The organism is Streptomyces sp. CA-142005 (genome assembly GCF_050942335.1).
GTDB lineage: Bacteria > Actinomycetota > Actinomycetes > Streptomycetales > Streptomycetaceae > Streptomyces.
Genome location: NZ_CP192078.1, coordinates 4635754 through 4660406 on the forward strand (window position 1 = coordinate 4635754; position 24653 = coordinate 4660406).

23 protein-coding genes are annotated in these 24653 nt (G+C 72.3%); 9 read left to right on the plus strand and 14 right to left on the minus strand.

Features of this window, described 5'->3' with window-relative positions:
- Nucleotides 1-3: 3 nt before the first annotated feature.
- From ACQPXS_RS21720 to ACQPXS_RS21730, 3 genes are read left to right on the plus strand one after another with little or no spacing between them, the layout of a single operon-like run.
- Entirely contained in the window at nucleotides 4-1278 is a 1275-nt protein-coding gene (locus tag ACQPXS_RS21720) for an MFS transporter (protein ID WP_433450979.1), read from the plus strand.
- Nucleotides 1275-2039 carry an SDR family oxidoreductase gene (locus ACQPXS_RS21725; protein WP_433450980.1) on the plus strand — a complete coding sequence of 255 codons (765 nt, stop codon included), beginning with the start codon at nucleotides 1275-1277 and terminating at the stop codon, nucleotides 2037-2039. The genes ACQPXS_RS21720 and ACQPXS_RS21725 overlap by 4 nt, the downstream gene beginning before the upstream one ends.
- Nucleotides 2036-3397, plus strand: coding sequence for a hypothetical protein (locus tag ACQPXS_RS21730; protein ID WP_433450981.1), 1362 nt, complete (start codon nucleotides 2036-2038; stop codon nucleotides 3395-3397). Before ACQPXS_RS21725 ends, ACQPXS_RS21730 begins: the two co-directional genes overlap by 4 nt.
- Before the next feature lie 56 nt (nucleotides 3398-3453).
- Here the strand turns inward: ACQPXS_RS21730 and ACQPXS_RS21735 are convergent, their stop codons facing one another.
- Nucleotides 3454-4569: an ADP-ribosylglycohydrolase family protein gene (locus ACQPXS_RS21735; protein WP_433450982.1), complete on the minus strand. Its 1116-nt coding sequence runs from the start codon at nucleotides 4567-4569 to the stop codon at nucleotides 3454-3456.
- A 97-nt stretch (nucleotides 4570-4666) separates the two neighbouring features.
- Nucleotides 4667-5449, minus strand: a complete 783-nt coding sequence (locus ACQPXS_RS21740; protein WP_433450983.1) for a TetR/AcrR family transcriptional regulator C-terminal domain-containing protein — start codon at nucleotides 5447-5449, stop codon at nucleotides 4667-4669.
- Nucleotides 5450-5557: 108 nt separating this feature from the next.
- Between ACQPXS_RS21740 and ACQPXS_RS21745 the strand changes: the two genes are divergently transcribed.
- Both ACQPXS_RS21745 and ACQPXS_RS21750 read left to right on the plus strand, forming a co-directional pair.
- Nucleotides 5558-6583 carry an alpha/beta fold hydrolase gene (locus ACQPXS_RS21745; protein ID WP_433450984.1) on the plus strand — a complete coding sequence of 342 codons (1026 nt, stop codon included), beginning with the start codon at nucleotides 5558-5560 and terminating at the stop codon, nucleotides 6581-6583.
- 404 nt (nucleotides 6584-6987) lie between these two features.
- Entirely contained in the window at nucleotides 6988-7497 is a 510-nt protein-coding gene (locus ACQPXS_RS21750; RefSeq protein WP_351805682.1) for a DUF2165 domain-containing protein, read from the plus strand.
- On the opposite strand, the gene ACQPXS_RS21755 is transcribed toward ACQPXS_RS21750, so the two are convergent.
- From ACQPXS_RS21755 to ACQPXS_RS21765, 3 genes are all read right to left on the minus strand, one after another.
- Complete coding sequence (locus ACQPXS_RS21755) at nucleotides 7490-8053, minus strand: hypothetical protein (protein WP_433450985.1); 564 nt, start codon at nucleotides 8051-8053, stop codon at nucleotides 7490-7492. The genes ACQPXS_RS21750 and ACQPXS_RS21755 overlap by 8 nt on opposite strands.
- 59 nt (nucleotides 8054-8112) lie before the next feature.
- Nucleotides 8113-10698 carry a bifunctional FO biosynthesis protein CofGH gene (locus tag ACQPXS_RS21760; protein WP_351805678.1) on the minus strand — a complete coding sequence of 862 codons (2586 nt, stop codon included), beginning with the start codon at nucleotides 10696-10698 and terminating at the stop codon, nucleotides 8113-8115.
- 64 nt (nucleotides 10699-10762) lie between these two features.
- Entirely contained in the window at nucleotides 10763-11608 is an 846-nt protein-coding gene (locus ACQPXS_RS21765) for an LLM class F420-dependent oxidoreductase (protein WP_351805676.1), read from the minus strand.
- 153 nt (nucleotides 11609-11761) lie between these two features.
- On the opposite strand from ACQPXS_RS21765, the gene ACQPXS_RS21770 reads away from it, so the two are divergent.
- Nucleotides 11762-13279, plus strand: coding sequence for a CehA/McbA family metallohydrolase (locus ACQPXS_RS21770; protein ID WP_433450986.1), 1518 nt, complete (start codon nucleotides 11762-11764; stop codon nucleotides 13277-13279).
- Here ACQPXS_RS21770 and ACQPXS_RS21775 read toward each other — a convergent pair.
- The gene (locus tag ACQPXS_RS21775) at nucleotides 13272-13784 is read right to left on the minus strand and encodes a PadR family transcriptional regulator (RefSeq protein WP_356304147.1); all 513 of its coding nucleotides are present in this window, start codon (nucleotides 13782-13784) and stop codon (nucleotides 13272-13274) included. The two genes, ACQPXS_RS21770 and ACQPXS_RS21775, sit on opposite strands and share 8 nt — an antisense overlap.
- 93 nt (nucleotides 13785-13877) lie before the next feature.
- Here ACQPXS_RS21775 and ACQPXS_RS21780 point away from each other — a divergent pair, with 93 nt between their 5' ends.
- Nucleotides 13878-14447 (plus strand): hypothetical protein, encoded by a 570-nt coding sequence (locus ACQPXS_RS21780; protein ID WP_433450987.1) that lies wholly within the window; start codon nucleotides 13878-13880, stop codon nucleotides 14445-14447.
- On the plus strand, nucleotides 14444-15757 hold the full coding sequence (locus ACQPXS_RS21785; RefSeq protein WP_433450988.1) for a carotenoid oxygenase family protein: 1314 nt from the start codon (nucleotides 14444-14446) through the stop codon (nucleotides 15755-15757). The genes ACQPXS_RS21780 and ACQPXS_RS21785 overlap by 4 nt, the downstream gene beginning before the upstream one ends.
- Before the next feature lie 86 nt (nucleotides 15758-15843).
- Here ACQPXS_RS21785 and ACQPXS_RS21790 read toward each other — a convergent pair whose 3' ends face one another.
- From ACQPXS_RS21790 to ACQPXS_RS21805, 4 genes are read right to left on the minus strand one after another with little or no spacing between them, the layout of a single operon-like run.
- The gene (locus tag ACQPXS_RS21790) at nucleotides 15844-16260 is read right to left on the minus strand and encodes a hypothetical protein (protein WP_433450989.1); all 417 of its coding nucleotides are present in this window, start codon (nucleotides 16258-16260) and stop codon (nucleotides 15844-15846) included.
- Nucleotides 16261-16288: 28 nt separating this feature from the next.
- Complete coding sequence (locus tag ACQPXS_RS21795) at nucleotides 16289-16813, minus strand: protease inhibitor I42 family protein (protein ID WP_433450990.1); 525 nt, start codon at nucleotides 16811-16813, stop codon at nucleotides 16289-16291.
- Nucleotides 16767-18332: a peptidoglycan-binding protein gene (locus ACQPXS_RS21800; protein WP_433450991.1), complete on the minus strand. Its 1566-nt coding sequence runs from the start codon at nucleotides 18330-18332 to the stop codon at nucleotides 16767-16769. Before ACQPXS_RS21800 ends, ACQPXS_RS21795 begins: the two co-directional genes overlap by 47 nt.
- A 14-nt stretch (nucleotides 18333-18346) precedes the next feature.
- A complete protein-coding gene (locus ACQPXS_RS21805) occupies nucleotides 18347-18757 on the minus strand; it encodes a hypothetical protein (RefSeq protein ID WP_433450992.1) in 411 nt (136 codons plus the stop codon).
- Nucleotides 18758-18903: 146 nt separating this feature from the next.
- On the opposite strand from ACQPXS_RS21805, the gene ACQPXS_RS21810 reads away from it, so the two are divergent.
- Nucleotides 18904-19299 carry a nitroreductase/quinone reductase family protein gene (locus ACQPXS_RS21810; protein ID WP_365327446.1) on the plus strand — a complete coding sequence of 132 codons (396 nt, stop codon included), beginning with the start codon at nucleotides 18904-18906 and terminating at the stop codon, nucleotides 19297-19299.
- A 175-nt stretch (nucleotides 19300-19474) separates the two neighbouring features.
- Here the strand turns inward: ACQPXS_RS21810 and ACQPXS_RS21815 are convergent, their stop codons facing one another.
- From ACQPXS_RS21815 to ACQPXS_RS21830, 4 genes are all read right to left on the minus strand, one after another.
- Complete coding sequence (locus ACQPXS_RS21815) at nucleotides 19475-20923, minus strand: aldehyde dehydrogenase family protein (RefSeq protein ID WP_433450993.1); 1449 nt, start codon at nucleotides 20921-20923, stop codon at nucleotides 19475-19477.
- The gene (locus ACQPXS_RS21820) at nucleotides 20920-22650 is read right to left on the minus strand and encodes an N-acyl-D-amino-acid deacylase family protein (RefSeq protein WP_433450994.1); all 1731 of its coding nucleotides are present in this window, start codon (nucleotides 22648-22650) and stop codon (nucleotides 20920-20922) included. The genes ACQPXS_RS21815 and ACQPXS_RS21820 overlap by 4 nt, the downstream gene beginning before the upstream one ends.
- A 13-nt stretch (nucleotides 22651-22663) precedes the next feature.
- The gene (locus ACQPXS_RS21825) at nucleotides 22664-23782 is read right to left on the minus strand and encodes an LLM class flavin-dependent oxidoreductase (protein WP_351805654.1); all 1119 of its coding nucleotides are present in this window, start codon (nucleotides 23780-23782) and stop codon (nucleotides 22664-22666) included.
- 100 nt (nucleotides 23783-23882) lie between these two features.
- The gene (locus ACQPXS_RS21830) at nucleotides 23883-24653 is read right to left on the minus strand and encodes an SDR family NAD(P)-dependent oxidoreductase (RefSeq protein WP_433450995.1); all 771 of its coding nucleotides are present in this window, start codon (nucleotides 24651-24653) and stop codon (nucleotides 23883-23885) included.

The window sequence follows — 24653 nt, forward strand, 5'->3', positions numbered from 1 at the left end:
GACATGACAACCTTGGACACGCCCCGGGACACCGAGCCTGCCGCGCCGCCGCCGCTGATGCGCGACCGCCAGTTCCGGCGGTTCATCACCGCCGCGGCGGCAGGAAAGCTCGGCACCCAGATCGGCTACGTCGCCATCCCCCTGCTGGCCGTCACCACACTGCACGCCGACGCCGGGCAAGTCGGTCTGCTCGCCACCCTCAGCACCCTGTCCTTCCTGCTCATCGGCCTGCCCGCCGGGGCCTGGGTGGACCGGGTGCGGCGACGCAAGGTGATGATCGCCGCGGATGTGGCGCGCGGGCTGCTGCTCGCCTCCGTCCCGGCCGCCTGGCTGACCGGGCACCTCGGCATCGGACAGCTGTACGCCGTCGTCCTGCTGAACGGTGTGGCCACGGTGTTCGCCGATGTCGGCGAACAGAGCTTCCTGCCGGCCCTGGTCGGCCGCGAGCAGCTGCCGGCCGCCAACGCGACCCTGGTCGGCATGGACGCCCTCAACCAGATCGCCGGGCGCAGCGCCGGAGGCCTTCTGGTGCAGCTGATCTCGGCCCCGGCGGCCCTCCTGGTGAACGCGTGCGGCTACCTCTGGTCGGCTGCGTGGCTGACGACCATCCGCAAGCCGGAACCCACCCCCGTGCGGGGGCCGGACAAGAGACTGGTCAAGGAGATCAAGGAGGGCCTGGTCTTCGTCGTCGGCCACCCGGTGCTGCGCGCCATCGCCCTGGCCAGTGCCTGCAACAACCTGTCCATCCAGGTGAGCGTCACGATGCTGCCGGTGCTGTTCGTGCACGATCTCGGCTTCTCGGAAGGCGTACTGGGGCTCTATCTGGCCGTGGGCGGCCTCGGCGTCCTGCTCGGCTCGCGGGCGGCGAAGCGGATCGGGCCGCGACTCGGCCAGGGCCGCACGCTGTGGATCGTCGGGCTCGTCGTCGCCCCGTTCGGCTTCCTGGTGCCGCTGGCGAGCAGCGGCTGGGGCCTGTGCCCGGCCGTCCTGGGCTGGCTGCTCACCACCTTCCGGGTCGGCGTCAACAACGTCATCCAGGTGAGCTTCCGGCAACGGTGCACCCCCGACGGGCTGCTCGGGCGGATGAACGCCACCATGCGGTTCGTCCTCACCGGGGCCCTGGCGATCGGTTCGGCACTCGCCGGGGCGATCGGCGAGTTCGCCGGCGCTCGCGCCGCTCTCTGGGTCGGCGCCGCCGGCCTCGCCGTGGTCTGGATCCCCCTCTATCTGTCCCCCTTGCGCACCATGCGCAACTGGCCCGAAGGTGCATCCCAGTGAAGACGACGACAGCGACCGCGGTCGTGACCGGTGCCAGCAGCGGCATCGGCGCCGCGACCGCGCGGCGGCTGGCCAAGGAGGGCTACCACGTTCTCGCCGTCGCCCGCCGCGCCGACCGGCTGCGGGCACTCGCCCTGGAGACCGGCGGGGAGGCGTATCCGCTCGACATCACCGACCGGGCGGCCGTACGGGAGTTCGCCGCGACCCTGGAGCGGTGCGACGTCCTGGTGAACAACGCGGGCGGCGCCTTCGGCTCCGAGCACGCGGCGGACAGCGACCCCGAGGACTGGCGGCACGGTTTCGAGGTCAACGTCATGGGATCGCTGCACATGACGCAGGCGCTGCTGCCGCTGCTGCGCGGCGGGGACGGCGGGACCGTGGTCGCCCTCACCTCCACCGCGGCCTTCGTCAACTACGAGGGCGGTGGCAGCTACAGCGCGGTCAAGCACGCTGCGCACGCCCTCGCCGAGACGCTCCGCCTCGAACTGTCCGGCGAGCCCGTCCGGGTCGTCGAGATCGCTCCCGGCATGGTGCGCACCGAGGAGTTCGCCCTCAACCGCTACCGCGGGGACGCCGAACGAGCCGCGGCCGTGTACGCGGGCGTGGACCGGCCGCTGACCGCCGAGGACGTCGCCGAGTGCGTTCGGTGGGCGGTCGGTCTGCCCCGGCACGTCAACGTCGACCGGCTCGTGGTCCGGCCCCTCGCCCAGGCCGCCCAGCACAAGGTGCACCGCGGACCGGTCTTCGGGGAGCGCTCATGACCGACCACGTCACCCGCGCCTATCTGAAGGCAAGCGCCCCCGAGGACAGTGCGCTGCGGCACGCCGTGGCACAGTCCGTGTCCGCGCTGCCGCCCGCGCTCGCCGCGTCCTGCGCCCACCGGCTGCTCCCCCGGCCGATGTTCGCCGCCGAGGACGAGATGAACGCGATCCACGGCGACCTGACGGACCTCTTCGGGCTGCTTACCTCGCTGCCGCAGCGCCTCTTCGACGGTGATCTCGGCCGGTTCTGCGAGGCGTTGGGCATCGACGCCCGCAAAGCCGCCTTCATGCGGCGGCTCGGCGGGGGCCCGCCGCCCCTGCACGGGCGCGCCGACATGTACCACGACGGTGACTCGTTGAAGCTTCTGGAGCTGAACCTCGGCAGCCAGCTGGGCGGCACCGACCGCGCCGAACTCAGCCGCTGCCTGCTGGAGGTCGACGCTTTCGCCGCGTTCGCCGACGAGCACCGGCTCCGCTACATCCACACCGGCGAGGTGATCGCCGGTGTCCTGCGCGAGGCGGCCGCGCCCGTGGCGAACGGGGACGCCCCGGTCATCGCCCTGCTGGAGGCCGACGGCGGCCTCGCCCCGTACCTGCATCTGGTCCGCTCCTTCCAGGAGATGATGCACCGGCTCGGCGTCGACCTGCGGATCGGGGAGCTCGGCCAGGTGCGGGAGCGCGGCGGCAAGCTGCACCTCGACGGCACCCCCGTGGACCTCGTCCTGCGCTACTTCTCCGTGGACCAACTGTGTGCCACCCCGGAGGGGGAGGCCGCCGTGGATCCGGTGTACCGGGCGCACCGGGCCGGCGGCACGGTGCTCTACACCCCGCTGGAGAGCTTCCTCTACGGCAACAAGGGCACTCTGGCCCTGCTCTCCGACCCGCTGCACCGCGAGGCGTTCTCCGCTTCCGAGGCAGCACTGATCGACCGCGTGCTGCCGTGGACCCGCGTGCTGACGGACGGTCCCGCTCAGGTCGAGGGCACCACTGTGGACCTGCTCGAGCACTGCCGGGAGTGGCGCGAACAGCTGATCCTCAAACCGCGGGGCGACTTCGGCGGCGCCGGCATCGTCGCCGGCTGGGAGTGCGGCGAACAGGAGTGGAAGGAACGGCTCCTCGACTGCCGCGACAACGGCTACGTGGTCCAGCGCAGGGTGGTGCCGCGCGGCGAGCCGGTCCTGGATCCGCAGACCGGGCGGACCGAGGACTGGATCGCGGTCTGGGACGCGTTCCTCACGCCGCACGGGCACGCGGGCGGCCACATCAGAGCGGTTCCGGTGGGGTCCGGAGAGATCGTGAACATGGGCACGAACCCGCTGTGCCGCACCTCGGGGGTCTTCCAGTACCCGGCGGGGTGAACGGGCGGGGCGTGGACGGAGGCCGGACGGAGGCCGGTGTCCCGCGCGGGTGCGGCTCAGGCCCGGGGATACCGGGCCAGCCATCCCGGTGAAGAGCCCGCCGGGCCGTGCAGCGCCGGGCCCTGGGTCATCTCCATCGCGAAGTCGTCGGCGAGTTCCAGTACCGTCGGGCGGCCCTCCAGCTCCGCCACCCAGGCCGGGGGGAGGGCCGTCTCGCCGTGGAGGGCGCCGAGGAGTCCGCCGGTGAGGGCGCCGGCCGCTGCCGAGGGGCCGCCCTGGTTCACCGCCAGGCACAGTCCGTGCCGGACGTCCTCCCCCACCAGCGCGCAGTACACCGACGCCGCCAGCAGCCCGTCCGCCGTGCCGTCGCCGGCCAGTTCCTCCACCCGGGTCGGGCCCGGGATCCCCTGCCGCACCGCCCCGAGGGCATGCTGCAGGGCGTCCGAGACGGGCTGGTGGCCGGGCCGGGCGGCGAGCAGGGCGAGGGCCCGCTGCACGGCGGCGTCCAGGCTCTCGCCCCGGGCCAGCGCATGCACGATCACCGCGTACGCGCCCGCCGACAGGTAGGCGAGAGGGTGCCCGTGGCTCTGCGCGGCGCACTCCACCGCGAGCTGCGCGACGAGCTGCGGCTCCCAGCCGACCAGCAGCCCGAAGGGCGCGGACCTGGCCACCGCCTCCGGCCCCAGCTCGCCGGGGTTCTTCGGTGACTCCAGCGTGCCCATGGCGTCGTCGCCGAACCCGACGAGCAGCGCCCGGCTCGGATCGCGGCGGGCGTACAGCCACTCCTCACGGGCCAGCCAGCCGTCGTCCTTGCGGCGCTCGTCGGGCCCCCAGTCCCGCTGGGTGGCCGCCCAGCGCCGGTACGCCCGGTGCAGATCGGTCGGCGGGTGCCAGGCGCCGGTGTCCCGGCGGACCTGGGCCCTGATCAGCCCGTCCACGCTGAACAGGGTGAGCTGGGTGTGATGGGTGACGGTGCCGCGCCGCCCGTGCCCGAAGGCCAGGTCGAGCAGGCCCTCGGGGCCGTACGTGGCCCGGATCTCCTCCAGGGACAGCGGATCGGCGGGTCCGCCGAGCGCGTCGCCCACGGCGACCCCGAGCAGGGTGCCGCGCACCCGGCTGCGGTAGTCCTGCTGCTCGGATCGGCCCCAGACGGCGCCGGCTGTCGTACTCACTCAGACCTCCTCACGGCACCGTCCCGTCCGTACGACGCTCAGCACTGTAATCGACGGGGAACGGTCCGTTCACAGGGGCAAATCATCCCCCAGGGGGTCATTCCCGCGTCATTCCCGCCCCGGCCATGAGCGCTTCGACACCGTCGAGGATCCGGTCCAGCCCGAAGTCGAGCGCGTCGACGCCGGCCGGCTCGAAGGCGCCGTCGGCGATGGCCCGGGTCAGGGCCGGGAACCGGGCCGCGTGGCGTTCGAGCACCTCGCCGGTGAGGCGGTTCCACTCCCGGTCCTCGTCCGCGTCGAAGTCGGCCGTCTGCTGGGCGAGGCTGCGCACCAGTCCGACGACCAGGACGAAGACCTGGTGCCGCTGGGCCGCCGGCAGTCCGGTCGGCTCCAGGGCCGCGTGCGCCGCGTCCAGCCAGCCGAGCTGGTGGGGGCCCATGACCTGGCGGCGCATCGCGGTGGCGGCGAGCGCCCAGGGATGGGCCCGGTAGAGGTCCAGGCAGTGGCGGGCCCACAGCCGTGTCCCGGCGCGCCAGTCGCCCCGGGCGGCGGAGAGGTCGGGGACCTCGGCGAGGATCGACTCGATCATCAGCTCGACCAGCTCCGCCTTGCCGAGCACATAGCGGTACAGCGCCATCGCCGAGACGCCGAACTCGGCGCCGACCTTGCTCATCGAGACCGCGTCCAGCCCCTGGGCATCGGCCAGTTCGACGGCGGCCGCGGCGATGCGCTGCGGGGACAGCGTCGGCTTGGGCCCGCGTGTGGGCTGCTCCTGTTCCCCCCACAGCAGCGCGAGGGCCGCCCGCGGGTCGCGCGGCGTCTCCTGCTGCCCCCTGCCGCCCCCGGCGTTGCGTCCGCTCTTTGCGTCCCGTGCGGCCACGAGGTCCCTCCTGTTCGGCTCCGGCGAAGCCCGTTGACTCGCCCAGTAACTCTATATACCGTAAACCAAAGGAACAGCTGACGGCGTAAACCGTTTAGGGGGAAAACCATGCTGCTCACCTACCGCGCCCTCAAGCGCCGCGCCCTCGCCAAGAGGCTGGCGATCACCGCTCCGAACGGCATCGACGAGTCCTCGTACGTCCGCATCGGCGGCATCGACCAGTGGATCTCGGTCCGCGGCGAGGACCGGGCCAACCCCGTGATCCTGGAGATCCACGGCGGCCCCGGCGCCTCCAACCTGGTCTTCACCCCGCGCACCCGCGCCTGGGAGCGGCACTTCACGATCGTGCGCTGGGACATGCGGGGCGCCGGCAAGACCTTCGCGGCCGGGGGTCCCGAGGGCCAGGGCGAGCTCACCCTCGACCGCCTCCACGAGGACGCCCTGGAGGTGACGGCCCACATCCGCGCCCGCCTCGCGGTGGACAAGGTCCTCCTCCTCGCCAACAGCTTCGGCACGGTCACCGGCCTCCGGCTGGCCCGCGACCACCCCGAGCTGTACTCGGCGTACGTCGGCACCGACCAGAACATCGTCGAGGGCGGCCGCAACCCCTCCGCCTACGAGGGGCTGCTGACCCGCCTGGAGAAGGCGGGCAGGAAGAAGCAGCTGGCGAGGATGGCCGCCATCGGCCCCGACCGGTCGGCCTGGTCGCCGCACGAGTGGGCGGAGTACGCGAAGACGGTGGTCACGACCGACCCGTTGACCTACGACACGATGAAGACGGTCGTGATCCGCTCCCTGTGGTTCTCGCCCCTTCACACCCTGCGCGAGCTGCGCACGTACCTGAAGGCGCAGACCTTCTCCGAGTCCCTGGGCCCGCAGGCGATGACGATCGACGAGTACGCCGAGGGCACCGCCTTCCAGCTCCCCTTCTTCGTCTTCCAGGGCGAAAGCGACGTCCTCACCCCGCCGCAGCCGGCCCGCCGCTTCCACGACGAAGTCACCGCTCCGGTGAAGGACTTCGCCCTGATCCGTGGCGCGAGCCACTTCGCGTCCTTCCGGCACCCCGACCAGTTCCTGGAGCTGATGCTGACCAAGGTGCGGCCGGTGGTAACCGGAGAGGCGGTGGGGCGCTGAGGACAGGAAAGACAGCACCGGGTCGGCCGGCCCAGTCCGGCGAGTCGGTCCGCGTCCAGCGTGCCGGCGAGCGGTCCGGCGCCCGGCACCATGCCGCGCCCGGCGAGCCCGCCCCGCGCCACCCCGGCGAACCGGCCTACGGACGCGGGCCACCTCGCGGCCGAGGCCGAGGGCGGCGCGGCCTCGGCCTCGTGCCGTCGCTCCCGGTGGGCGGCCGGAAGCCGCTCCGGTTCCTCGCACCGGTTGCCGCGGACGTGAAAGAGGAAGCGGTGGCGTGCATCCCCGGGGTACGCCCAAGTCGGCGCGGACAGCGGCCCGTTCATCACGCCGGTCCGTCGGCCCGCCCTCTCAATCTGGCGGAATCACCACGCGATAACCGGGGTCACGGCGAGGAGAATTCGACCATGACCACCAACCCCCCACGTCACACCGGCCTCGGCCTGGCCGCCGGTGTGCTCACCGGCATACTCGCCCTCTACATCGCCCTCGTCGCCCTCGGGAACATCACCGACTTCGGGACGAACCAGCAGTTCGTCCGGCATGTGCTGGCGATGGACACGACGTTCGGGGACGACGACCTCATGTGGCGGGCCGTCACCAGCACCGGCCTCCAGGACACCGCGTACGTCCTCATCATCGTGTGGGAGACGGTGGCGGCCCTGGTGCTGATCTGGGGGACCTGGCTCTGGGCGCGGCGCAGGGACGACGACCTCGCGCGCCGCGTCTCCACCTACGGGCTGCTGATGCTGGTGCTGCTGTTCGGCGCCGGGTTCATCGCGATCGGCGGTGAGTGGTTCGCGATGTGGCAGTCCAAGACCTGGAACGGACTGGACGCCGCCACCCGGGTGTTCCTGCTGAGCGGGGTCGCCTTGATCGTCAACCAGCTGCCCGCCCGCCGGGAAGCCACTACTTGACGACCGACACCCTGGTGCCCTGATCGCCGAAGGACCACAGCGCGGCTCCGTCCGCCTTGTGCATACGGATGCCGCCCAGCTTCTTGCCGTCCGCCGGGGGCGGCGAGGAACCGTCCAGGGCGTTGGAGAAGGCTATGTTCACGCCGGACTCGATCGTGACGTACATGACGTGCTCGATCTCCACGCCGTCCGAGCCCTTGAGGGACTGGGTGCGCTTGATGATCGAGTAGCGGCCGGGCTGCGGGCTCACCGTGCCCGGCCACACCGTGAACGTCCGGGTCGCCTTGCCCGTCGCGTCGACCAGCCACACCCGCTTCTCGCCGAGCGAGTACACGATCCGGCGGCCCTCGCCCGACGCGCCCGGCAGCGCGGGCGGAGCCGTGGAGTGCGGCGCGGCGGAGCCGTGGGCGCTCGCCGACGCCGACGGGCTCGGCTTGGCCACGGCGGCCACGGGACGCGGCCCGTGGCCCGCCTGTACGGCGAGGGCGACGACGGCCGCGGTCGCGCCTGCCGTCAGGCCGGTGACCCAGGCCCAGGAGGGCAGTCGGGCAGCCACGGGTACGCATCTCCTCCGCTACGGGGCCCCGCCTCAGATCGGGGGTCGGATCATCGTACTCAGTCCAGGACGGGCAGCAGCTCGGGCAGGTGGCCGTCGGAGGCCTCGGCCGCCCGCTGCCGCTCCTTCGGCACCTCGCCGTAGAGCGTGGTGCGCGGTTTCGCGGGGCGGCCGGCCGCCTCGGCCACGGCGATCAGGTCGCGGACCGACTTGTACGAGCCGTAGGAGGAGCCCGCCATGCGGGAGATCGTCTCCTCCATCAGGGTTCCGCCCAGGTCGTTCGCTCCCGAGCGGAGCATCTCCGCCGCACCCTCCGTGCCCAGTTTCACCCAGCTTGTCTGGATGTTGGGGATCCAGGGGTGGAGGAGGAGACGGGCCATCGCCGTCACCGCGCGGTTGTCGCGGGTGGACGGGCCGGGGCGGGCGATGCCCGCGAGGTACACCGGTGCGTTCGTGTGGATGAAGGGGAGGGTGACGAACTCCGTGAAGCCGCCCGTCTCCCGCTGGAGCCGCGCCAGCGTACGCAGGTGGCCCAGCCAGTGGCGGGGCTGGTCGACGTGGCCGTACATCATCGTGGAGGAGGAGCGGATGCCCAGCTCGTGGGCCGTCCGCACCACCTCGATCCAGGTGGCCGTCGGCAGCTTGCCCTTGGTCAGCACCCAGCGGACCTCGTCGTCCAGGATCTCCGCCGCCGTGCCGGGGATGGTGTCCAGGCCGGACTCCTTGGCGGCGGAAAGCCACTCGCGGATCGACATGCCCGTCCGGGTCGCGCCGTTCACCACCTCCATCGGCGAGAAGGCGTGCACGTGCATGCCGGGGACGCGCTCCTTGACCGCCTTCGCGATGTCGAAGTACGCCGTGCCCGGCAGGTCGGGGTGGATGCCGCCCTGCATGCACACCTCCACCGCGCCCACGTCCCAGGCCTGCTGGGCGCGGTCGGCGACCTGCTCCAGCGACAGGGTGTACGCGTCGGCGTCCGTGCGGCGCTGGGCGAAGGCGCAGAAGCGGCAGCCCGTGTAGCAGACGTTGGTGAAGTTGATGTTGCGGGTGACGATGTACGTCACGTCGTCCCCGACGGCCGACCTGCGCACGTCGTCGGCCACCCGGCACAACGCGTCCAGCGCCGGGCCGTCCGCGTGCAGCAGCGCCAGGGCCTCGGCGTCGGTCAGCTTCGTCGGGTCGTCGGCCGCCGTCGCCAGCGCCTGGCGTACGTCCGTGTCGATGCGCTCCGGCGTCATGCCGGGGGCGGCGGCCTCGCGCAGCGCCTCCCAGTCGCCGTACACCTCGTCGAAGTCGTCGCGCCGGTCGGCGCCGCGGCCCTCGGTGTCGATCGTGCGGTGCAGGTCCGTGCGGCCGGTGGGGACGAAGGCCTCCTCCGGCTCCTGCCACGGGTGCCCCTCGACGGTCGCGTCCGGGAGGGCCAGGCCCGTCTCCGGGTCGGCCAGCGCGCTCACGTGCGGGCGCAGCCGCGGGTCCAGCCAGGGCTCGCCGCGGCGCACGAACTCCGGGTAGACGCAGAGGCGTTCGCGGAGTTCGAAACCGGCCGCCCGGGAGCGTTCGGTGAGTTCCTCGATCTGCGGCCAGGGGCGTTCGGGGTTGACGTGGTCGATGGTCAGGGGCGACACCCCGCCCCAGTCGTCGATGCCGGCGCCGATCAGCCGCTCGTACTCGGAGTCGACCAGGTTCGGCGGGGCCTGGAGGCAGGCGGACGGGCCCATGATGTGGCGGGCGACGGCCACCGTGGCCACCAGGTCGTCCAGTTCGGCGTCCGGCATGCCGCGCATCGCCGTGTCCGGCTTGGCGCGGAAGTTCTGGATGATCAGCTCCTGGATGCCGTGGTAGGCCCGGGAGACCTTGCGCAGCGCGAAGAGGGACTCGGCGCGCTCCTCGTACGTCTCCCCGATGCCGATGAGCAGGCCGGAGGTGAAGGGCACGGAGGAGCGGCCGGCGTCCTCCAGGACGCGCAGGCGTACGGCGGGCTCCTTGTCCGGGGAGCCGTGGTGGGGGCCGCCGGGCTCGGACCACAGCCGGGTCGCGGTCGTCTCCAGCATCATGCCCATGGAGGGGGCGACCGGCTTGAGGCGCTGGAAGTCCGTCCAGGTCATCACGCCGGGGTTGAGGTGGGGCAGCAGGCCCGTCTCCTCCAGGATGCGGATGGAGACGGCGCGCACGTAGGCGATGGTGTCGTCGTAGCCGTGCGCGTCGAGCCACTCGCGCGCCTCGGGCCAGCGGTCCTCCGGCTTGTCGCCGAGGGTGATCAGGGCTTCCTTGCAGCCGAGGGCGGCGCCCTTGCGCGCGATGTCCAGCACCTCGTCCGGGGACATGAACATTCCGTGGCCGGCCCGGCGCAGCTTGCCGGGGACGGTGACGAAGGTGCAGTAGTGGCACTTGTCCCGGCACAGCCGGGTGAGGGGGATGAAGACGCTCTTCGAGTACGTGATGACGCCGGGACGGCCCGCCTGTTCGAGACCCGCGTCCCGCACCCGGGCGGCGGACGCGGCGAGGTCGGTCAGGGCCTCGCCGCGGGCCTGGAGCAGCACCGCCGCCTCGGAGACGTCGAGGGCGACGCCGTCCCGGGCGCGTTTGAGGGCGCGACGCATGGAGTTCTCGGTCGGTCCGGTTCCGGAGGTCGCGGAAGTCGTCATCTCTTGAGCATACGTTCGGGGTGATCAGAGCAAGGGGCTCCACCCGGCCTACCGAAAGTTCGGCCTACAGAAAGCTTCCGTACTCGTCCAGCACCCCCAACACCTCCGCCTCCCCCGCCGGCGGCAATTGCAGTACGACCTCCTCGATGCCCAGGTCCGCGTAATGGGCCAGCTTGCCCGGGGTGGGCTGGACCGCGTACGGGACGACCTGGAGGGTGGCCGGGTCGCGGCCCGCGTCCGCCCAGACCGAACGCAGCACCGGCAGGGACCCGGTGAGGCCCCGGCCGCCGATCGGCAGCCAGCCGTCGGCGTACTCGGCGATGTGCGCGAACAGTTTCGGCCCGGCCGCCCCGCCGACGAGCGTGCGCGGCCCGACGACCCGGCCGCGCGGCTTGCCGACCGGCTTGGGGTGGGCGTGACTGGCCCGTACGGCGGCGAACTCGCCGTCGTAGGACGTCGGTTCCTCGGACCACAGCGCCTGCATCAGCCGCACCCGGTCCCGGACCAGTTCCCGGCGGGTGCGCCACTGCACGCCGTGGTCGGCGGCCTCCTCGACGTTCCAGCCGTAGCCGAGACCGAGGGTGAAGCGGCCGCCGGACAGGTGGTCCAGGGTGGCGATCTGCTTGGCCAGGGCGATGGGGTCGTGCTGGGCGAGGAGGGTGATGCCGGTGCCGAGGCCGAGGCGCTCGGTGACGGCCGCGGCCTGGCCGAGGGCGACGAAGGGGTCGAGGGTGCGGGTGTACTCGCGGGGCAGGTCGCCGCCGGCGGGGTACGGCGTCGTGCGCTCCACGGGGATGTGGGTGTGTTCGGGGAGGTAGAGGCCGGCGTAACCGCGGTGTTCGAGTTCGCGGGCGAGCCGTACCGGCGCGATGGTCTCGTCGGTCAGGAAGATGGTGACGGCGATGCGCATGGCCCATCTGTACCCGGCCGGACCCGCACTGTCCATACCGACTGGTCGGCACTGTCCGGGCCGGTGACCGTGAAGCCGCGCGCACGACAGCCGTCGGACGCCACTCGCCCTGTCGTTCAGGAGCGTTAACGCGCGGACGCGAGAGTGACCGCCATGGCTGAAGACACGCACGGTCACACTCATGACATCGGCAGACGCGCGCTGTTCGTGACGGGCGCCGCGGCTGCCCTTACGTTGGGAAGCGTGAGCTTCGCGGCGGCGGACGGTCAGCAGCAGGAAACCCGGTCGGTTCGCGGCACCCTGCCGCCCGGCTCCCCCGACTTCGTGTACGTGCCGGTCGAAGTCCCCGCCGGCGTGCGGGAGATCAAGGTCTCCTACACCTACGACAGGCCCTCGGTCCCGGGCGGCACCCAGGGCAACGCCCTCGACATCGGCCTCTTCGACGAGCGCGGCACCGAGCTGGGCGGCCGGGGCTTCAGGGGCTGGTCGGGCGGCGCCCGCACCGAGTTCTTCGTCCGCGCCGACGACGCCACGCCCGGCTACATCCCCGGCCCGGTGCGCGAGGGCACCTGGTACGTGGCACTCGGCCCCTACACGGTGGCGCCCCAGGGGCTGAGCTACGAGCTGACGATCACGCTGACCTACGGCGAGGCGGGCGAGACCCCGCGGCCGGTGTATCCGCCGTCCCGAGCCAAGGGCCGGGGCCGGGCCTGGTACCGGGGAGACTGCCATCTGCACTCCTGGTACTCCGACGGCCGCCGCACCCCGGCCGAGATCGCGGCGCTCGCGCGGGCCGCGGGCCTGGACTTCATCAACTCCTCGGACCACAACACCCACTCCGCGCACCCCCATTGGGCGGACCAGGCCGGCGACGACCTGCTGGTCATGCTCGGCGAGGAGGTCACCACCCGCAACGGCCACGTGCTGGCGCTCGGCACCGATCCCGGCACGTTCGTCGACTGGCGCTACCGGGCCCGGGACAACCGCTGGGCCCGTTTCGCGCGGGACATCCGCCGCGCCGGCGGTCTGGTCGTCCCCGCCCACCCGCACGCCACCTGCGTCGGCTGCGGCTGGAAGTTCGGCTTCGGCGAGGCGGACGCCGTGGAGGTGTGGAACGGCCCCTACACCCCGGACGACGAGGTGACGCTGGCCGACTGGGACAACCAGCTGGTCGCCTCCGTGCGGCAGGGGCGGCCCTGGCTCCCGGCCATGGGCAACAGCGACGCCCACCGCGATCCGGACGCGGTCGGCATGCCCCAGACGGTCGTCCTCGCCGACGACCTGACCCGGGAGGCGATCCAGGAAGGCATCCGCGCGGGACGCAGTTACGTGGCCGAGTCGAAGAACGTGACCCTCGCCTTCACGGTGACGGGCGGGCGCGGACAGCAGGCGGGCATCGGCGAGCGGCTGTCCGTGGCCGCCGACACCCCCGTGACCGTCCGGCTGGAGGTCTCGGGCGCCCCGCGCTGCTCGATCCGTTTCGTCACCGACCAGGGTGTGCTGTTCACCGGCGATCCGCTGCCGGTGTCCGGCTCGGGCACGGCCGAGTGGCGTACGACGCCCGCCTACGCCGCGTACGTACGCGCCGAGTTGCGGCACGAGACGGCGGCCGGGCCGGTGCCGGGCGCGCTCGCCGCCTTCACCAACCCGATCTTCCTCGGGGCTATCTGATCTGCTCGGCCGCCCACTCGGCCCACTCGCGCCGCATCGCGTTGAAGCGCAGGCCGTACTCCAGCGCGATGCGGCCGTGGACCGAGAGGTTGCCCTCGTCCCAGTCGATGGAGTCGGCGAGCCGCCGCAGCTGGTCGTATCCGGCCTGGGACATGGCGGTCAGGTCGGTCAGGTAGGCGCGGGCCTGTTCGGGGCTGAGCACGCCGAGGAAGAAGACGCGCAGCAGGATGTCGCTGCGGATGACCCGCTGGGGAGGGACCTCGGTCAGCCAGTGACGCAGCTCCGCCATGCCCGCGTCCGTGATCTCGTACTCCTTGCGACCGCGCGGACCCTCGGCGGCCACCGTGATCAGCCCGGAGCCCGCCAGCTTGGTCAGCTCGGTGTAGATCTGGCTCTGCGTCGCGGGCCAGACGTTGGCCAGCGAGGTCTCGAACGTCTTCAGCAGGTCGTACCCGCTGGCGCGACGGTCCGAGAGCAGGCCGAGGAGGGCGTGTCTGAGACTCATGCCCCCATCCTACATTCCACTGTTGACATGTCGAGACCGGACCTTCTACTTTTGACATGTCGAGACCAGGACACACACTCACCGGGGGAACCCATGTCGTACCTGCGCACGTTCTTGCCGTGGATCGTCTTCGCCGTCATCCCCTCGGGGGACTGGCAGTGGGGCGCCCTGGCCGCCCTGGTGGTGGCCGTGGGGATCATCGTCCAGGAGATGCGCTCCGGCGCCGGCTTCGACGCCCTCGTCATCGAGGCCGGCTCGGCGGTCTTCTTCGCGGTCCTCGCGGCCATCGCCTTCGCCGACCCGCACTCGGGCGTGCACGACTACTCCGCCGCCCTCTCCTCCGGCACCCTCGCCGTCATCGCCGGCCTCTCGCTGGCCGTCGGCCGGCCCTTCACCCTGGGCATCGCCAAGCGCACCACCCCGCGCGAGCTCTGGGGCCTGAGGCCCTTCATCCGGGTCAACGTCGTCATCACGTCCGTGTGGACCGCCGCCTTCGCCCTGACCGCCGTCGTCCTCGCGGTGCTGGCCCACTCCGGCAGCGCCCACTCGACGCCCGCGACCGTCGTCCAGATCGCCGGCTTCGCCGTCCCGATGCTCTTCACCGTCCGCTATGTCGCCCACGTCCAGGCGAAGGCCCGGGCCGCCGGGCAGGTGGCCCGGTGACCGCCGCCCCGAAGCACCTGTCCGGCAACTACGCCCCGGTCACCGAGGAACTCACCGCGCACGACCTGCCGGTGACCGGCACGATCCCGCCCGAGCTGACCGGCTGGTACCTGCGCAACGGCCCGAACCCGGCCGACGCCGCCTGCGGGCACTGGTTCTTCGGCGACGGCATGGTCCACGGGGTGCGCCTGGAGGGCGGGCGGGCCGTCTCCTACCGCAACCGCTGGGTCCGCACGAGCCAACTGGCCGACGGAGCGCGGCTGTACGACGACCGGGGCCGCCGCGACCTCACCGCGGGACCGGCCAACACCCACGTCGTCCGGCACGCGGGCCGCACCCTCGCCCTGGTCGAGACCACCCTGCCCTACGAGCTGACCCGCGACCTGGACACCGAGGGGCCGTACGACTTCGACGGCCGCCTCACCACCGCGATGACGGCCCACCTGAAGACCTGTCCGGCCACCGGCGAACTCCACTTCTTCGGCTCCGGCATGCTGGAGCCCACCCACCTGACCTACCACCGGGCCGACGCCACGGGCGAGTTGGTGTTCAGCCGGCCGATCGAGGTGCCGGGGCCGACCATGCTGCACGACTTCGCGCTCACCGCCGGGCACGTCGTCTTCATGGACCTGCCGGTCGTCTTCGACGTCGAACTCGCCCTGGTCGGCGGCACGATGCCGTACCGGTGGGACGACGGGTACGGCGCCCGGCTCGGCGTGCTGCGCCGCGACGACCCCCGCGGCGAGGTCCGCTGGTTCGCCGTCGACCCCTGCTACGTCTTCCACACCCTCAACGCCCATGACGCGCCGGACGGCACCATCGTGCTGCACGTGATGCGCTACCCGGAGCTGTGGCGGCGCGACGCGCACGGCCGGACCCGGGAGCAGCGGGCGGTGCTGTGGAAGTGGACCATCGACACGGTCGCCGGGACGGTCCGCGAGGAGCAGATCGACGACCGGACCGGCGAGTTCCCGCGCGTCGACGACCGGCTCACCGGACTCGCCGCCGGACACGGGCACATGACGAGCGGCACCTGCCTGATCCGCTACGACCTGTCCTCCGGGGCCGTCACCGCCCACGACTTCGGGCCCGGCCGCACCCCCGGCGAGGCGGCCTTCGCCCCCGCCGACGGCACGCCCGGCGGCCCCGGCCGGCTCATGACGTACGTGTACGACGCCGCCACCGACCGCAGCGACCTGGCGGTCCTGGACGCCGACGACCTCACCGCACCCCCGGTCGCCGTGATCCACCTGCCGGCCCGGGTGCCGTTCGGCTTCCACGGCAACTGGCTGGTGGACGGGGACGGCTAGGCGGGCTCGGGCACGGCCGAGTGGCGTACGGCGCCTTCCTGCGCGGCGTCTGTGCGCGCCGAGTCGCGGCACGAGACGGCGGCCGGTCAGCTCCGTGCGGTCCTCGTCAGCCGGCGCAGTTCGATGACCGTCGCGACGGCGCGCAGCCAGCGGGCGGCGGTGTCGTCGGCGGCGACACCGGCCGCGAGTTCGGTGCCGGCGGCCAGCCAGTCGCGTACGACAGCCGCCGCCTCCGGGCGCGGCAGCGGCTCGGCGAGCCCGGCGGCGTAGGCGAGGCCACCGGCCCGGACGGTGTCGGCGAGGAAGGCCACCGAGCGCGGCTGGGTGCCGAGACGGTCGAGCAGCACGGCCGCGCCCACGGCGCCGTCGCCGAACAGGGCGGTGCGCCGGGGGCCGGGCGGAGCTGTGAGGCCGTAGCGGAGCATGACGGGGATGTCGAGCCGGGCCAGCTCGTCGTCGGTGCGGTCCGGGGGATGCGGGGCGGGGTTCGATACGGGGTTCATGTTTCCGGTGTCGGTGGTGTCGGCCGGCTCAGCGGACGGTGACGGTGTAGGTGACGCGCTTCGGCGCGGACTGCCGGTACGGTGCGGTCGACGCCGTGGCCGGGGTGCCGCCGCCGTCCTCGTCGCACGTGGTGGCGAACGTGCAGTGGGTCAGCACGATCCGGGTGCTGCCCTTGCCGGTGGCCTCGAAGGTGAAGGTGAGGCTGCTGCCGGCGCCGGCCAGGTGCTTGTCACCGGAGTCCGAGGTGCTGTGCCGCCCGCGCTCGCGGACCACACGGGCGTCGGGCCCGGGGTCGGACAGGTACCAGTGCTCACGGGTGGAGGCGTTCTGGTGGACGGTGAGCGTGAAGCGCTCCCCGACCTTCGCGGTGATGCGGGGTTCGTCGGTGGGGTGGGCGACGGCGGCCGGCTCGTCGGTGCCCGACCCGCAGCCCGCGACGAGCGTCAGCAGCGCGACCGCCGCGACGACGCCGCCCGCCGTCCCGCCCCGGCGCCTCTGGCCCGGCCTACTGCGCCGTCGGGAGGTACACGCTGTACGCGTCGTTGAGTCCACTGTCCGCTGCCTTGCCCATGTGTCCGTTGATGAAGTCGTTCTCGCTGACCCAGGTCGTCGAGCCCCAGGGGTTGTAGATCTGCAGCTTGTCGCCCTCCTGGCCGATGATGGTCATCGCATGGGCGCCGTCCTTGCCCTTGACGTCGACGGGGACCGGGCGGCCGTCCGCGACCGCCTTCTCGACATCGGTCAGCACCGCCCTGCGGTCGGCGGCGCCGTCCAGATCGTGGCGCTGGTAGTCGTCGCCGGTGGCGGCACCGATGGTGGTGTCGGCGATGTGCTCCTGCCCGTCGGGGCCCATGCCCTCCCAGTGGTCACCGCCGTCGCCCTCCGTGTGCAGCCGGTGCTGCTCGGCCACCAGGCGCCGCTTGAAGGCCTCGGGGTCGTCCTCCTGTCCGCTGTGGCCGCCGGTGAGGTCGAGCGCGTAGAGGGGGTCGACCATGGCGCGGGCGGTGACGGTGGACGAGGCCACGCAGGTGCCCTCCGAGCCGTCGCCGCCTTGGATCCACCGCTGCCCGTCGAAGGTGACGTAGTCCTTGTTGTTGTTGGAGCCGTCGGGGGCCAGGCCCTCGTCGTCCATGCTGTCCACGGCGGTGACGACCGGCGTGAGATGCCTGCGCAGCCACTCGGGGTCGTGCCCGTGGATCTTGCCCTGGAACTGCTCGATCTCCGTCACGCTGTGCCCGGCGGCCAGGGCCTTCATCAGATAGGCCCGCTCCTGCGGGCTGTCCGACCCGGCCAGCATCCGGTCCATGGCGGCCCGGTCGGCGGCGCTCAGCCGGTCCATGCGCCGGCCGGCGCGCTCCAGGTCGTGCGCGGTGAGGATCTCGTTCAGCACGGGGTCGCCGTCGACGGCGCTGGTCTCGGCCAGCATCAGCTTGTCGACGGCGGTCAGGTTGCCCGTGCCCAGCTTGCGGATGCGCGCCTCGGAGACCCACTTGTTCAGGTCCCTGGCGACGGCGTGGGCGGCGTCGTCGGCGGCGATCGCGGCCTTGTGCATGTCGCCGACGCCGAGGGAGGCGAGGGAACGGGCGTTCAGCCGGACGGCCTCCTCGTCGTCGTCCTCGTAGAGGTCGTCGAACCAGCCGTCCTTGCCGCCGAGCATCCGGAGTGCCTCGTGCAGCGTCTCCCGCCCGTCGCCGTCCTGGCTCTTGGCGTCCTTCAGGGCGTCGGCGAACGTGAGCAGCGCCTGTCCGCCGCCGTAGAAGGCCCGGCCCACCGCCCCGGCGGCCCGCCCGGCGGCGGCCACCGCGTCCGAGGCGAGGACACTCGTGTTCCCGGCCCAGACGTCCGGCAGGCCCTTCTTGGCCACCCTGTCGATGCGCTTGCAGAGGTCCTCGAGGTCCTGCTTCTGGTACAGCTTGCCCAGGAACTCCAGCGTCGCCGTGTCACCGACCGGGGCGGAGACGGCGAGCGCGTCGTTGATGGCGTCGATCAGGTCGTTCTTGCTGCCGGCCGTGGAAATGTCGTGGCACAGGTCGCCGAGCCGCTTGCGGCGCTCGCCCGTGGACTCCGTCATCGCGCGCCGCTCCCTCAGTAGTCGGCCAGCGCCGACGGGCGGGTGCCGTGGGCGGGCATGGTGGAGACGTAGCCGTCACCGGCCGGGGCGGGCAGGGTGCTGAGGGAGCCGTCGCCGACCCGCACGCCGCGGACGCTGGTGTCGACCAGGCCGTCGCTGCCGGCGTACGCCCCCTTCGACAGCCGTACCTTGTCGGCCAGTTCGTGCAGCGCCGATTCCAGGGCCTTGACCTCCGCCTCCCAGGCGGCGGCGTACGCGTTGAACGCCGCGGCGGCGTCCGGGCCGCCCAGCGCGTCGTCCATGTAGCACATGCCGGGCTGGACGGCCTCGCGGATCTTGCCCGCGTCGTCGCCCGCGGCGTCCAGATCCTTCGCCTGTCCGGACATCCCGGACTTGACCGTGTAGCCGTCCGAAGACGCGCCCATCAGGCTCCCCCGTTGAAATGATCACAACTGCGCGGGAGGCTAACACGCGACACCCGGCGGAGCGTTGGGGGATTCACACGCCCCGCACCGAGCCGACACACCATCCCGCCACGACACCGTGCCGTCGGACCAGGAGAGCGACCCGTATGTCAGCCCCCGCAGACCGCAAGCACCGCCTGGTGACCGCCTTCCAGCGGCACATCGCCAACCCGCTCAACCGGAGGCTGCCGTTCCAGACCCTCCTGGAGACGACGGGCCGCAGTTCCGGCCTGCCCCGGCAGACGCCGGTGGGCGGCCGCAAGGTCGGCGACTCCTTCTGGCTGGTCTCCGAGTTCGGCTACAAGTCCCAGTACGTCCGCAACATCCAGGCCGACCCGAGGGTCCGCGTCCGCCTCGCCGGCCGCTGGCACCACGGCACCGCCCACCTCCTCCCCGACGACGACCCGGTGGCCCGCCTGCGCGCCCTGCCCCGCTTCAACAGCGCCGCGGTCCGGGCGTTCGGCACGGACCTGCTGACGGTGCGGGTGGATCTGGAGACGTGAGGATCCGTTTCCCCGACGGCACGGACCTCGTGATGGCGCCGGGCCGCGGAGGTCACAGCCCGCCCCGCTCGCCGGAACAGCCCTTGAGCGACGGTCGCGGGTGGCCCCGCGCACGTCCTGGTGATCGTGCGCGAGCCCGGCCGTGTTCGATCTGCAGGCCCCCGGGACCGTGACCTCACCCCGGCCACACGATCGCCTGCACCTCGCTGTACGCGTGCAGGGCGTACACGCCCACGTCCCGCCCCACCCCGCTCCTCTTGAAGCCCCCGAACGGCGCCTCCATGTTGCGGCCGACGGTGTTCACCCCCACGCCGCCGGCCCGCAGCTGCCGGGCCACCCGGAAGGCCCGGGCCACGTCGCCGGACCAGACGTAGTCGACGAGCCCGTACTCGGAGTCGTTGGCGAGGGCGATTCCCTCCTCCTCGTCGTCGAACGGGACGACCACGACGACCGGCCCGAAGATCTCCTCACGGGCCACCCGCATGTCGTTGGCGCAGTCGGCGAGGAGGGTGGGCGAGACGTAGAAACCCCGCTCCAGCGAAGGCCGTTCGCCGCCCGCGACCACCGACGCGCCCTCCTTCCGGCCGAGTTCGACGTAGGACTCGACCCGCGCCCGGTGCTCCGCCGAGATCACCGGCCCGACGACCGTGTCCGCCTCCCTCGGGTCTCCCACCTTCAGCCTCCGGGCATGAGCGGCAAGTTGCTCCACCAGCCGCTCGTACACCCCCCGCTGGGCCAGCACCCGGGTCGGTGCCGTACAGATCTGCCCGCTGTAGAAGGAGAAGGTCGTGCCGATGCCGGCGACGGCGGAGCCCATGTCCGCGTCGTCGAACACCACCGCCGCGCCCTTCCCGCCCAGCTCCATGAGCCGGCGTTTCATCTCCCGCCCGCACACCTCCCCGATCCGCCGGCCGACGGCCGTGGAGCCGGTGAAGCTGACCATGTCGACGTCGGGGGACGCGACCGCGGCCTCGCCCACGTCCGTGGCACGCCCGGAGACGACGTTCACCACCCCCGGCGGCGCCCCGGCCGCCTCCAGGGCCTCGGCCATCCGGTAGACGGACAGCGGATCCTGCGGGGCCGGCTTGACGACCACCGTGTTGCCCATGGCCAGCGCCGGCGCGACCTTGCCGGCCGCATTGGCCCACGGGTTGTTGTAGGAGGTGATGCAGGTGACGACCCCGACGGGCTGCCGTACCGCCAGCGCGCCCATCACCGCGGCCCGCCCCATCGGCCCGGCCTCGTTGATCTGCGGTGCGATCGCCCACTCGGCGGGCTCCACGCTCGCGTACCGCCGGAAGCGGGCGGCGGCCACCCCGACCTGCATCGCCCGGGCGGTCCCCGTGGTCGCGCCGGTCTCCGCGCGGGCCAGCTCGGTGTAGGGGTCCAGGCGGCCGCGGATGATGTCCGCCGCCCGGCCCAGCACCGCCGCCCGCTCCTCAGGCCGGGTCCGCGACCACGCCCCGAACGCCTCCCGGGCCGCCGCGCAGGCCGCCCGCACCTGCTCCGGCGAGGCCTCCGGCGCCCAGCCGACGGTCTCCTCGGTGGCCGGGTCGGTCACGGGGTAGTGCCCGCCGTCCGGCTCCACCCACTCCCCGCCGACGAACAGCCGCTGCCCCTTCACCGGGTGCTCACCGTCCGCGTGTCGGTGCCGGACCGCAGCACCTTCCCCGGTACGGCCCCGGTCACCACGTCGTCCCGGATCGTCTCGACCCCGTTGACCCACACGGCCCGCACCCCGATCGCCCGGGAGTCCAGGCGCGGACTGTCACCCGGCAGGTCGTGCACCAGCCGGGCCTGACTGGCGTCGATGCGCTCCGGGTCGAAGAGGACGAGATCCGCATGCCAGCCCTCCCGCACCCGGCCCCGTTCCCGCAGCCCGAAGAGCCGCGCCGGGTCGTCGGTCAGCATCTTCACCGCCTGCTCCAGCCCGACCAGCCGGCGGCCGCGCAGACAGTCCCCGAGGAACCGGGTGGTGTACGGCGCCCCGCACATCCGGTCCAGGTGCGCGCCCGCGTCGGAGCCGCCGAGCAGCACGTCCTCGTGCTGCCAGGTCTCGGCGCGCAGCGCCCAGGACGCCGGGTCGTTGTCGGTCGGCATCGGCCACAGCACCGTCCGCAGCCGGTCGTTGGCGCAGATCTCCACCAGGCAGGTGAACGGGTCCTGCCCCCGCTCCTCGGCGATGTCCCGTACGACCCGTCCCGTGAGCCCCCGGTTGGCCTCGCTGTAGGTGTCCCCGATGACGTACCGCCCGAAGTTCGCCAGCCGCCGGAAGACGCCCGCCTCCTTCGACCGGGCCCGCCGCAGCATCTCCGCCCGGACGGCGGGGTCACGGAGCCTGGCGATCCGCTCCGGCACCGGCAGCCCGAGGACCGGCCCCCAGCCCGGGATGAGGTTGAGGGCGCAGAACGTGCCCAGGGACATGTTCATCGGGGTGAGGATCGGCATGGTGAGGGCCACCACCCGCCCGCCCGCCTTCCGGGCCCGCTCGCTCGCGCTCAGCTGCCGCGGCACCCGCTCCGGAACGGCCGCGTCGACGGTGAGCACGTTCCAGTTGAGCGGCCGCCCGGCGACCGCGCTCATCTCCACGAGCAGATCGATCTCGTCGTCGCTGAACTGGTCCAGACAGCCGGCGACGATCGCCTCGATCTGCGTCCCCTCGTGCTCGCCGACGGCCTTCGACAGGGCCAGCAGCTCCGCCGGCCGCGCGTGCCGGGACGCGACCGGCTGCCCGTCCCCGTCCGAGTGCGTGCCGGACTGCGTGGTGGACAGCCCCCAGGCCCCCGCGTCCATGGCCTCGTGCAGCAGCCGCAGCATCGCGGCGAGCTGCTCCTGGCCCGGCTGCCCCCCGACCGCCGCAGGCCCCATGACGTACCGCCGCACCGCGCAGTGCCCCACCATGAACCCCGCGTTGACGGCGATCCGCCCGTCGAGGGCGTCCAGGTACTCCCCGAAGGAATGCCAGCTCCAGGGCGCCCCCTCCTCCAGCGCCACCAGGGACATCCCCTCCACCTTGGACATCATCCGGCGCGTGTAGTCGGCGTCCTCGGGGCGAGCGGGGTTCAGGGGGGCGAGGGTGAACCCGCAGTTGCCGGCGGCGACCGTCGTCACGCCGTGGTTGAGGGAAGGGGTGGCGTACGGGTCCCAGAAGAGCTGGGCGTCGTAGTGGGTGTGGGGGTCGACGAAGCCGGGGGCGAGGACCAGGCCGTGGGCGTCCTCGGTGGTGCGGGCGTCCTCGGTGATCTCTCCGACGGCGGCGATACGGCCGCCGCGTATGCCGACGTCGGCGGTGAAGGCGGGGGCACCCGTACCGTCGACGACGGACGCGCCCTTGACGAGATGGTCCAACATGCCCGGAACCCCCTCAGACGGCCTGACGGAACCTGGACGTCCGATGCACCGGATCCGTGTCGATCTTGGGAATCACGTGCTCCCCGATCAGCCGGATCGTCTGCAGCGTCTCCTCCTTCGGCACCCCCACCGGCAGCCCGAAGCTCAGCTGGTCGGCGCCCGCCTGCTCCCACCGCTTGCACTGCCGCAGCACCTCGTCGGGGTCACCGCAGATGAGCAGCTCCTCCTCCACGAGCAGCTCCACGAACTCCGGCGTGTAGGGGGGAAGCGTCTCCGGCCAGACGGGGAACCCCTCGGGCCGGGGGAAGGTGTCGTGGTACCGGAACACCAGCGAGGGCAGATAGTGCAGGCCCCCGTTCACCGCGATCTCGATCGCCTCGGCGTGCGTCGGTGCGCAGATCGCGGTCGTCGTCACCATCACGTTGTCGTTGACGAAGTCGCCGACCGGCTCGGCGTCCACGACCGCGGTCTTGTACTGCTCCAGCACCCACTCCATGTCGGACACCTTCTGGATGCTGAAGCCGAGCACGCCGAGCCCCTTCCGCGCGGCCATGGCGTACGACGGCGGGGAGCCGGCCGCGTACCACATCGCCGGGTGCGACTTCCCGTACGGCTTCGGCAGGACCTTCCGCGGCGGCAGCTGCCAGTGCTTGCCCTGGAAGCCGGCGTACTCGTCCTGGAGCCACATCTTCGGGAACTCGGCGATGGTCTCCTCCCAGATCTCCTTGGTGTGGTTCATATCGGTGATCCCCGGCAGAAACCCGAGGATCTCGTGGCTGCCGGCGCCCCGCCCGCTGCCGAACTCGAAGCGCCCCTCGCTGAGGTGGTCCAGCATGGCGACCTTCTCGGCGACCTTCACGGGGTGGTTGACCTGGGCGAGCGGGTTGAAGATCCCCGACCCCAGGTGGATCCGCTCCGTCGCGTGCGCCAGATATCCCAGGAAGACGTCGTTGGCGGACAGGTGCGAGTACTCCTCCAGGAAGTGGTGCTCGGAGGCCCAGGCGTACTTGAAGCCCGACTTGTCCGCCTGGATGACGTACTCGGTCTCCTCCATCAGCGCCTTGTGCTCGGCCAGCGGGTCGGTCTCGGCGCGCTTGCCCACGTATCCCTGTACAAAGAGCCCGAATTCCAAGGCGGTTCACCGTCCCCAGTCTCTTCTGACGCTCCGTCAGATCTTTCTTGTCGGCCGACTGTCGCATCGGCCGCCGCGACCGTCAATAGCTGACGGTCACTCAGATAACGCTGACCCCCGCCAGCCATCCGCCGTCGATCACGAACGGCTGCCCGGTGATGTACGAGGAGTCCGCCGAGGTGAGGAAGAGCGCCAGCCGCGCCACCTCCTCCGGCTGCCCGACCCGTCCGAGCGGCACGAGCTTGCGGTACAGCTCGTCCAGGGCCCGGCTCATCTCCTCCGGGTCGGCGTCCGGGTCGAGCCGTGCCGGGTTGGACATCGGGGTGTCGATGGCGCCCGGGCAGATCGCGTTGACCCGGATCCGCCGGGCCGCCAGCTCCAGGGCGGCGACCCGGGTGAGCCCTAGGACGGCGTGCTTGGTGGCGGCGTACGTCCCCACGGCGGCCATCCCGGTCAGCGCGGTGTACGAGGCGGTGTTGACGATCGTGCCCCCGTCGGCCATCTCGGGCGCGACGGTCTTCATACCGAGGAAGCAGCCGACCTGATTGACCTGCACGACCTGCATGAACTCGTCGAGGGGCGTGTCCACGAGGGAGTTGAACCGCAGGATGCCGGCGTTGTTGACGAGCCCGTCGATACGGCCGTACGCCCGCTTGACCGCCGCCACGGCACCGGCCCAGTCGACCTCCCTGCCCACGTCGAGGTGGACGTAGAGCGCGCCCAGCCGCTTGGCGAGGACCTCACCCTGGTCGTCGAGCACATCGGCTACGACGACCCTCGCGCCCTCCTCGACGAACAGCCGCGCCTCCTGCTCACCCTGTCCACGCGCCGCGCCCGTGACGATGACGACGCGTCCGTCCAGCTTGCCCAT

Coding starts and splice junctions, on each gene's coding strand:
- ACQPXS_RS21830 (WP_433450995.1), bottom strand. CDS start 24,653: ATGGGCAAGCTGGACGGACGCGTCGTCATCGTCACGGGCGCGGCGCGT.
- ACQPXS_RS21765 (WP_351805676.1), bottom strand. CDS start 11,608: ATGCGCATCGCCGTCACCATCTTCCTGACCGACGAGACCATCGCGCCG.
- ACQPXS_RS21730 (WP_433450981.1), top strand. CDS start 2,036: ATGACCGACCACGTCACCCGCGCCTATCTGAAGGCAAGCGCCCCCGAG.
- ACQPXS_RS21770 (WP_433450986.1), top strand. CDS start 11,762: ATGGCTGAAGACACGCACGGTCACACTCATGACATCGGCAGACGCGCG.
- ACQPXS_RS21790 (WP_433450989.1), bottom strand. CDS start 16,260: ATGAACCCCGTATCGAACCCCGCCCCGCATCCCCCGGACCGCACCGAC.
- ACQPXS_RS21805 (WP_433450992.1), bottom strand. CDS start 18,757: ATGGGCGCGTCTTCGGACGGCTACACGGTCAAGTCCGGGATGTCCGGA.
- ACQPXS_RS21800 (WP_433450991.1), bottom strand. CDS start 18,332: ATGACGGAGTCCACGGGCGAGCGCCGCAAGCGGCTCGGCGACCTGTGC.
- ACQPXS_RS21820 (WP_433450994.1), bottom strand. CDS start 22,650: ATGTTGGACCATCTCGTCAAGGGCGCGTCCGTCGTCGACGGTACGGGT.
- ACQPXS_RS21775 (WP_356304147.1), bottom strand. CDS start 13,784: ATGAGTCTCAGACACGCCCTCCTCGGCCTGCTCTCGGACCGTCGCGCC.
- ACQPXS_RS21760 (WP_351805678.1), bottom strand. CDS start 10,698: ATGACGACTTCCGCGACCTCCGGAACCGGACCGACCGAGAACTCCATG.
- ACQPXS_RS21720 (WP_433450979.1), top strand. CDS start 4: ATGACAACCTTGGACACGCCCCGGGACACCGAGCCTGCCGCGCCGCCG.
- ACQPXS_RS21750 (WP_351805682.1), top strand. CDS start 6,988: ATGACCACCAACCCCCCACGTCACACCGGCCTCGGCCTGGCCGCCGGT.
- ACQPXS_RS21745 (WP_433450984.1), top strand. CDS start 5,558: ATGCTGCTCACCTACCGCGCCCTCAAGCGCCGCGCCCTCGCCAAGAGG.
- ACQPXS_RS21810 (WP_365327446.1), top strand. CDS start 18,904: ATGTCAGCCCCCGCAGACCGCAAGCACCGCCTGGTGACCGCCTTCCAG.
- ACQPXS_RS21780 (WP_433450987.1), top strand. CDS start 13,878: ATGTCGTACCTGCGCACGTTCTTGCCGTGGATCGTCTTCGCCGTCATC.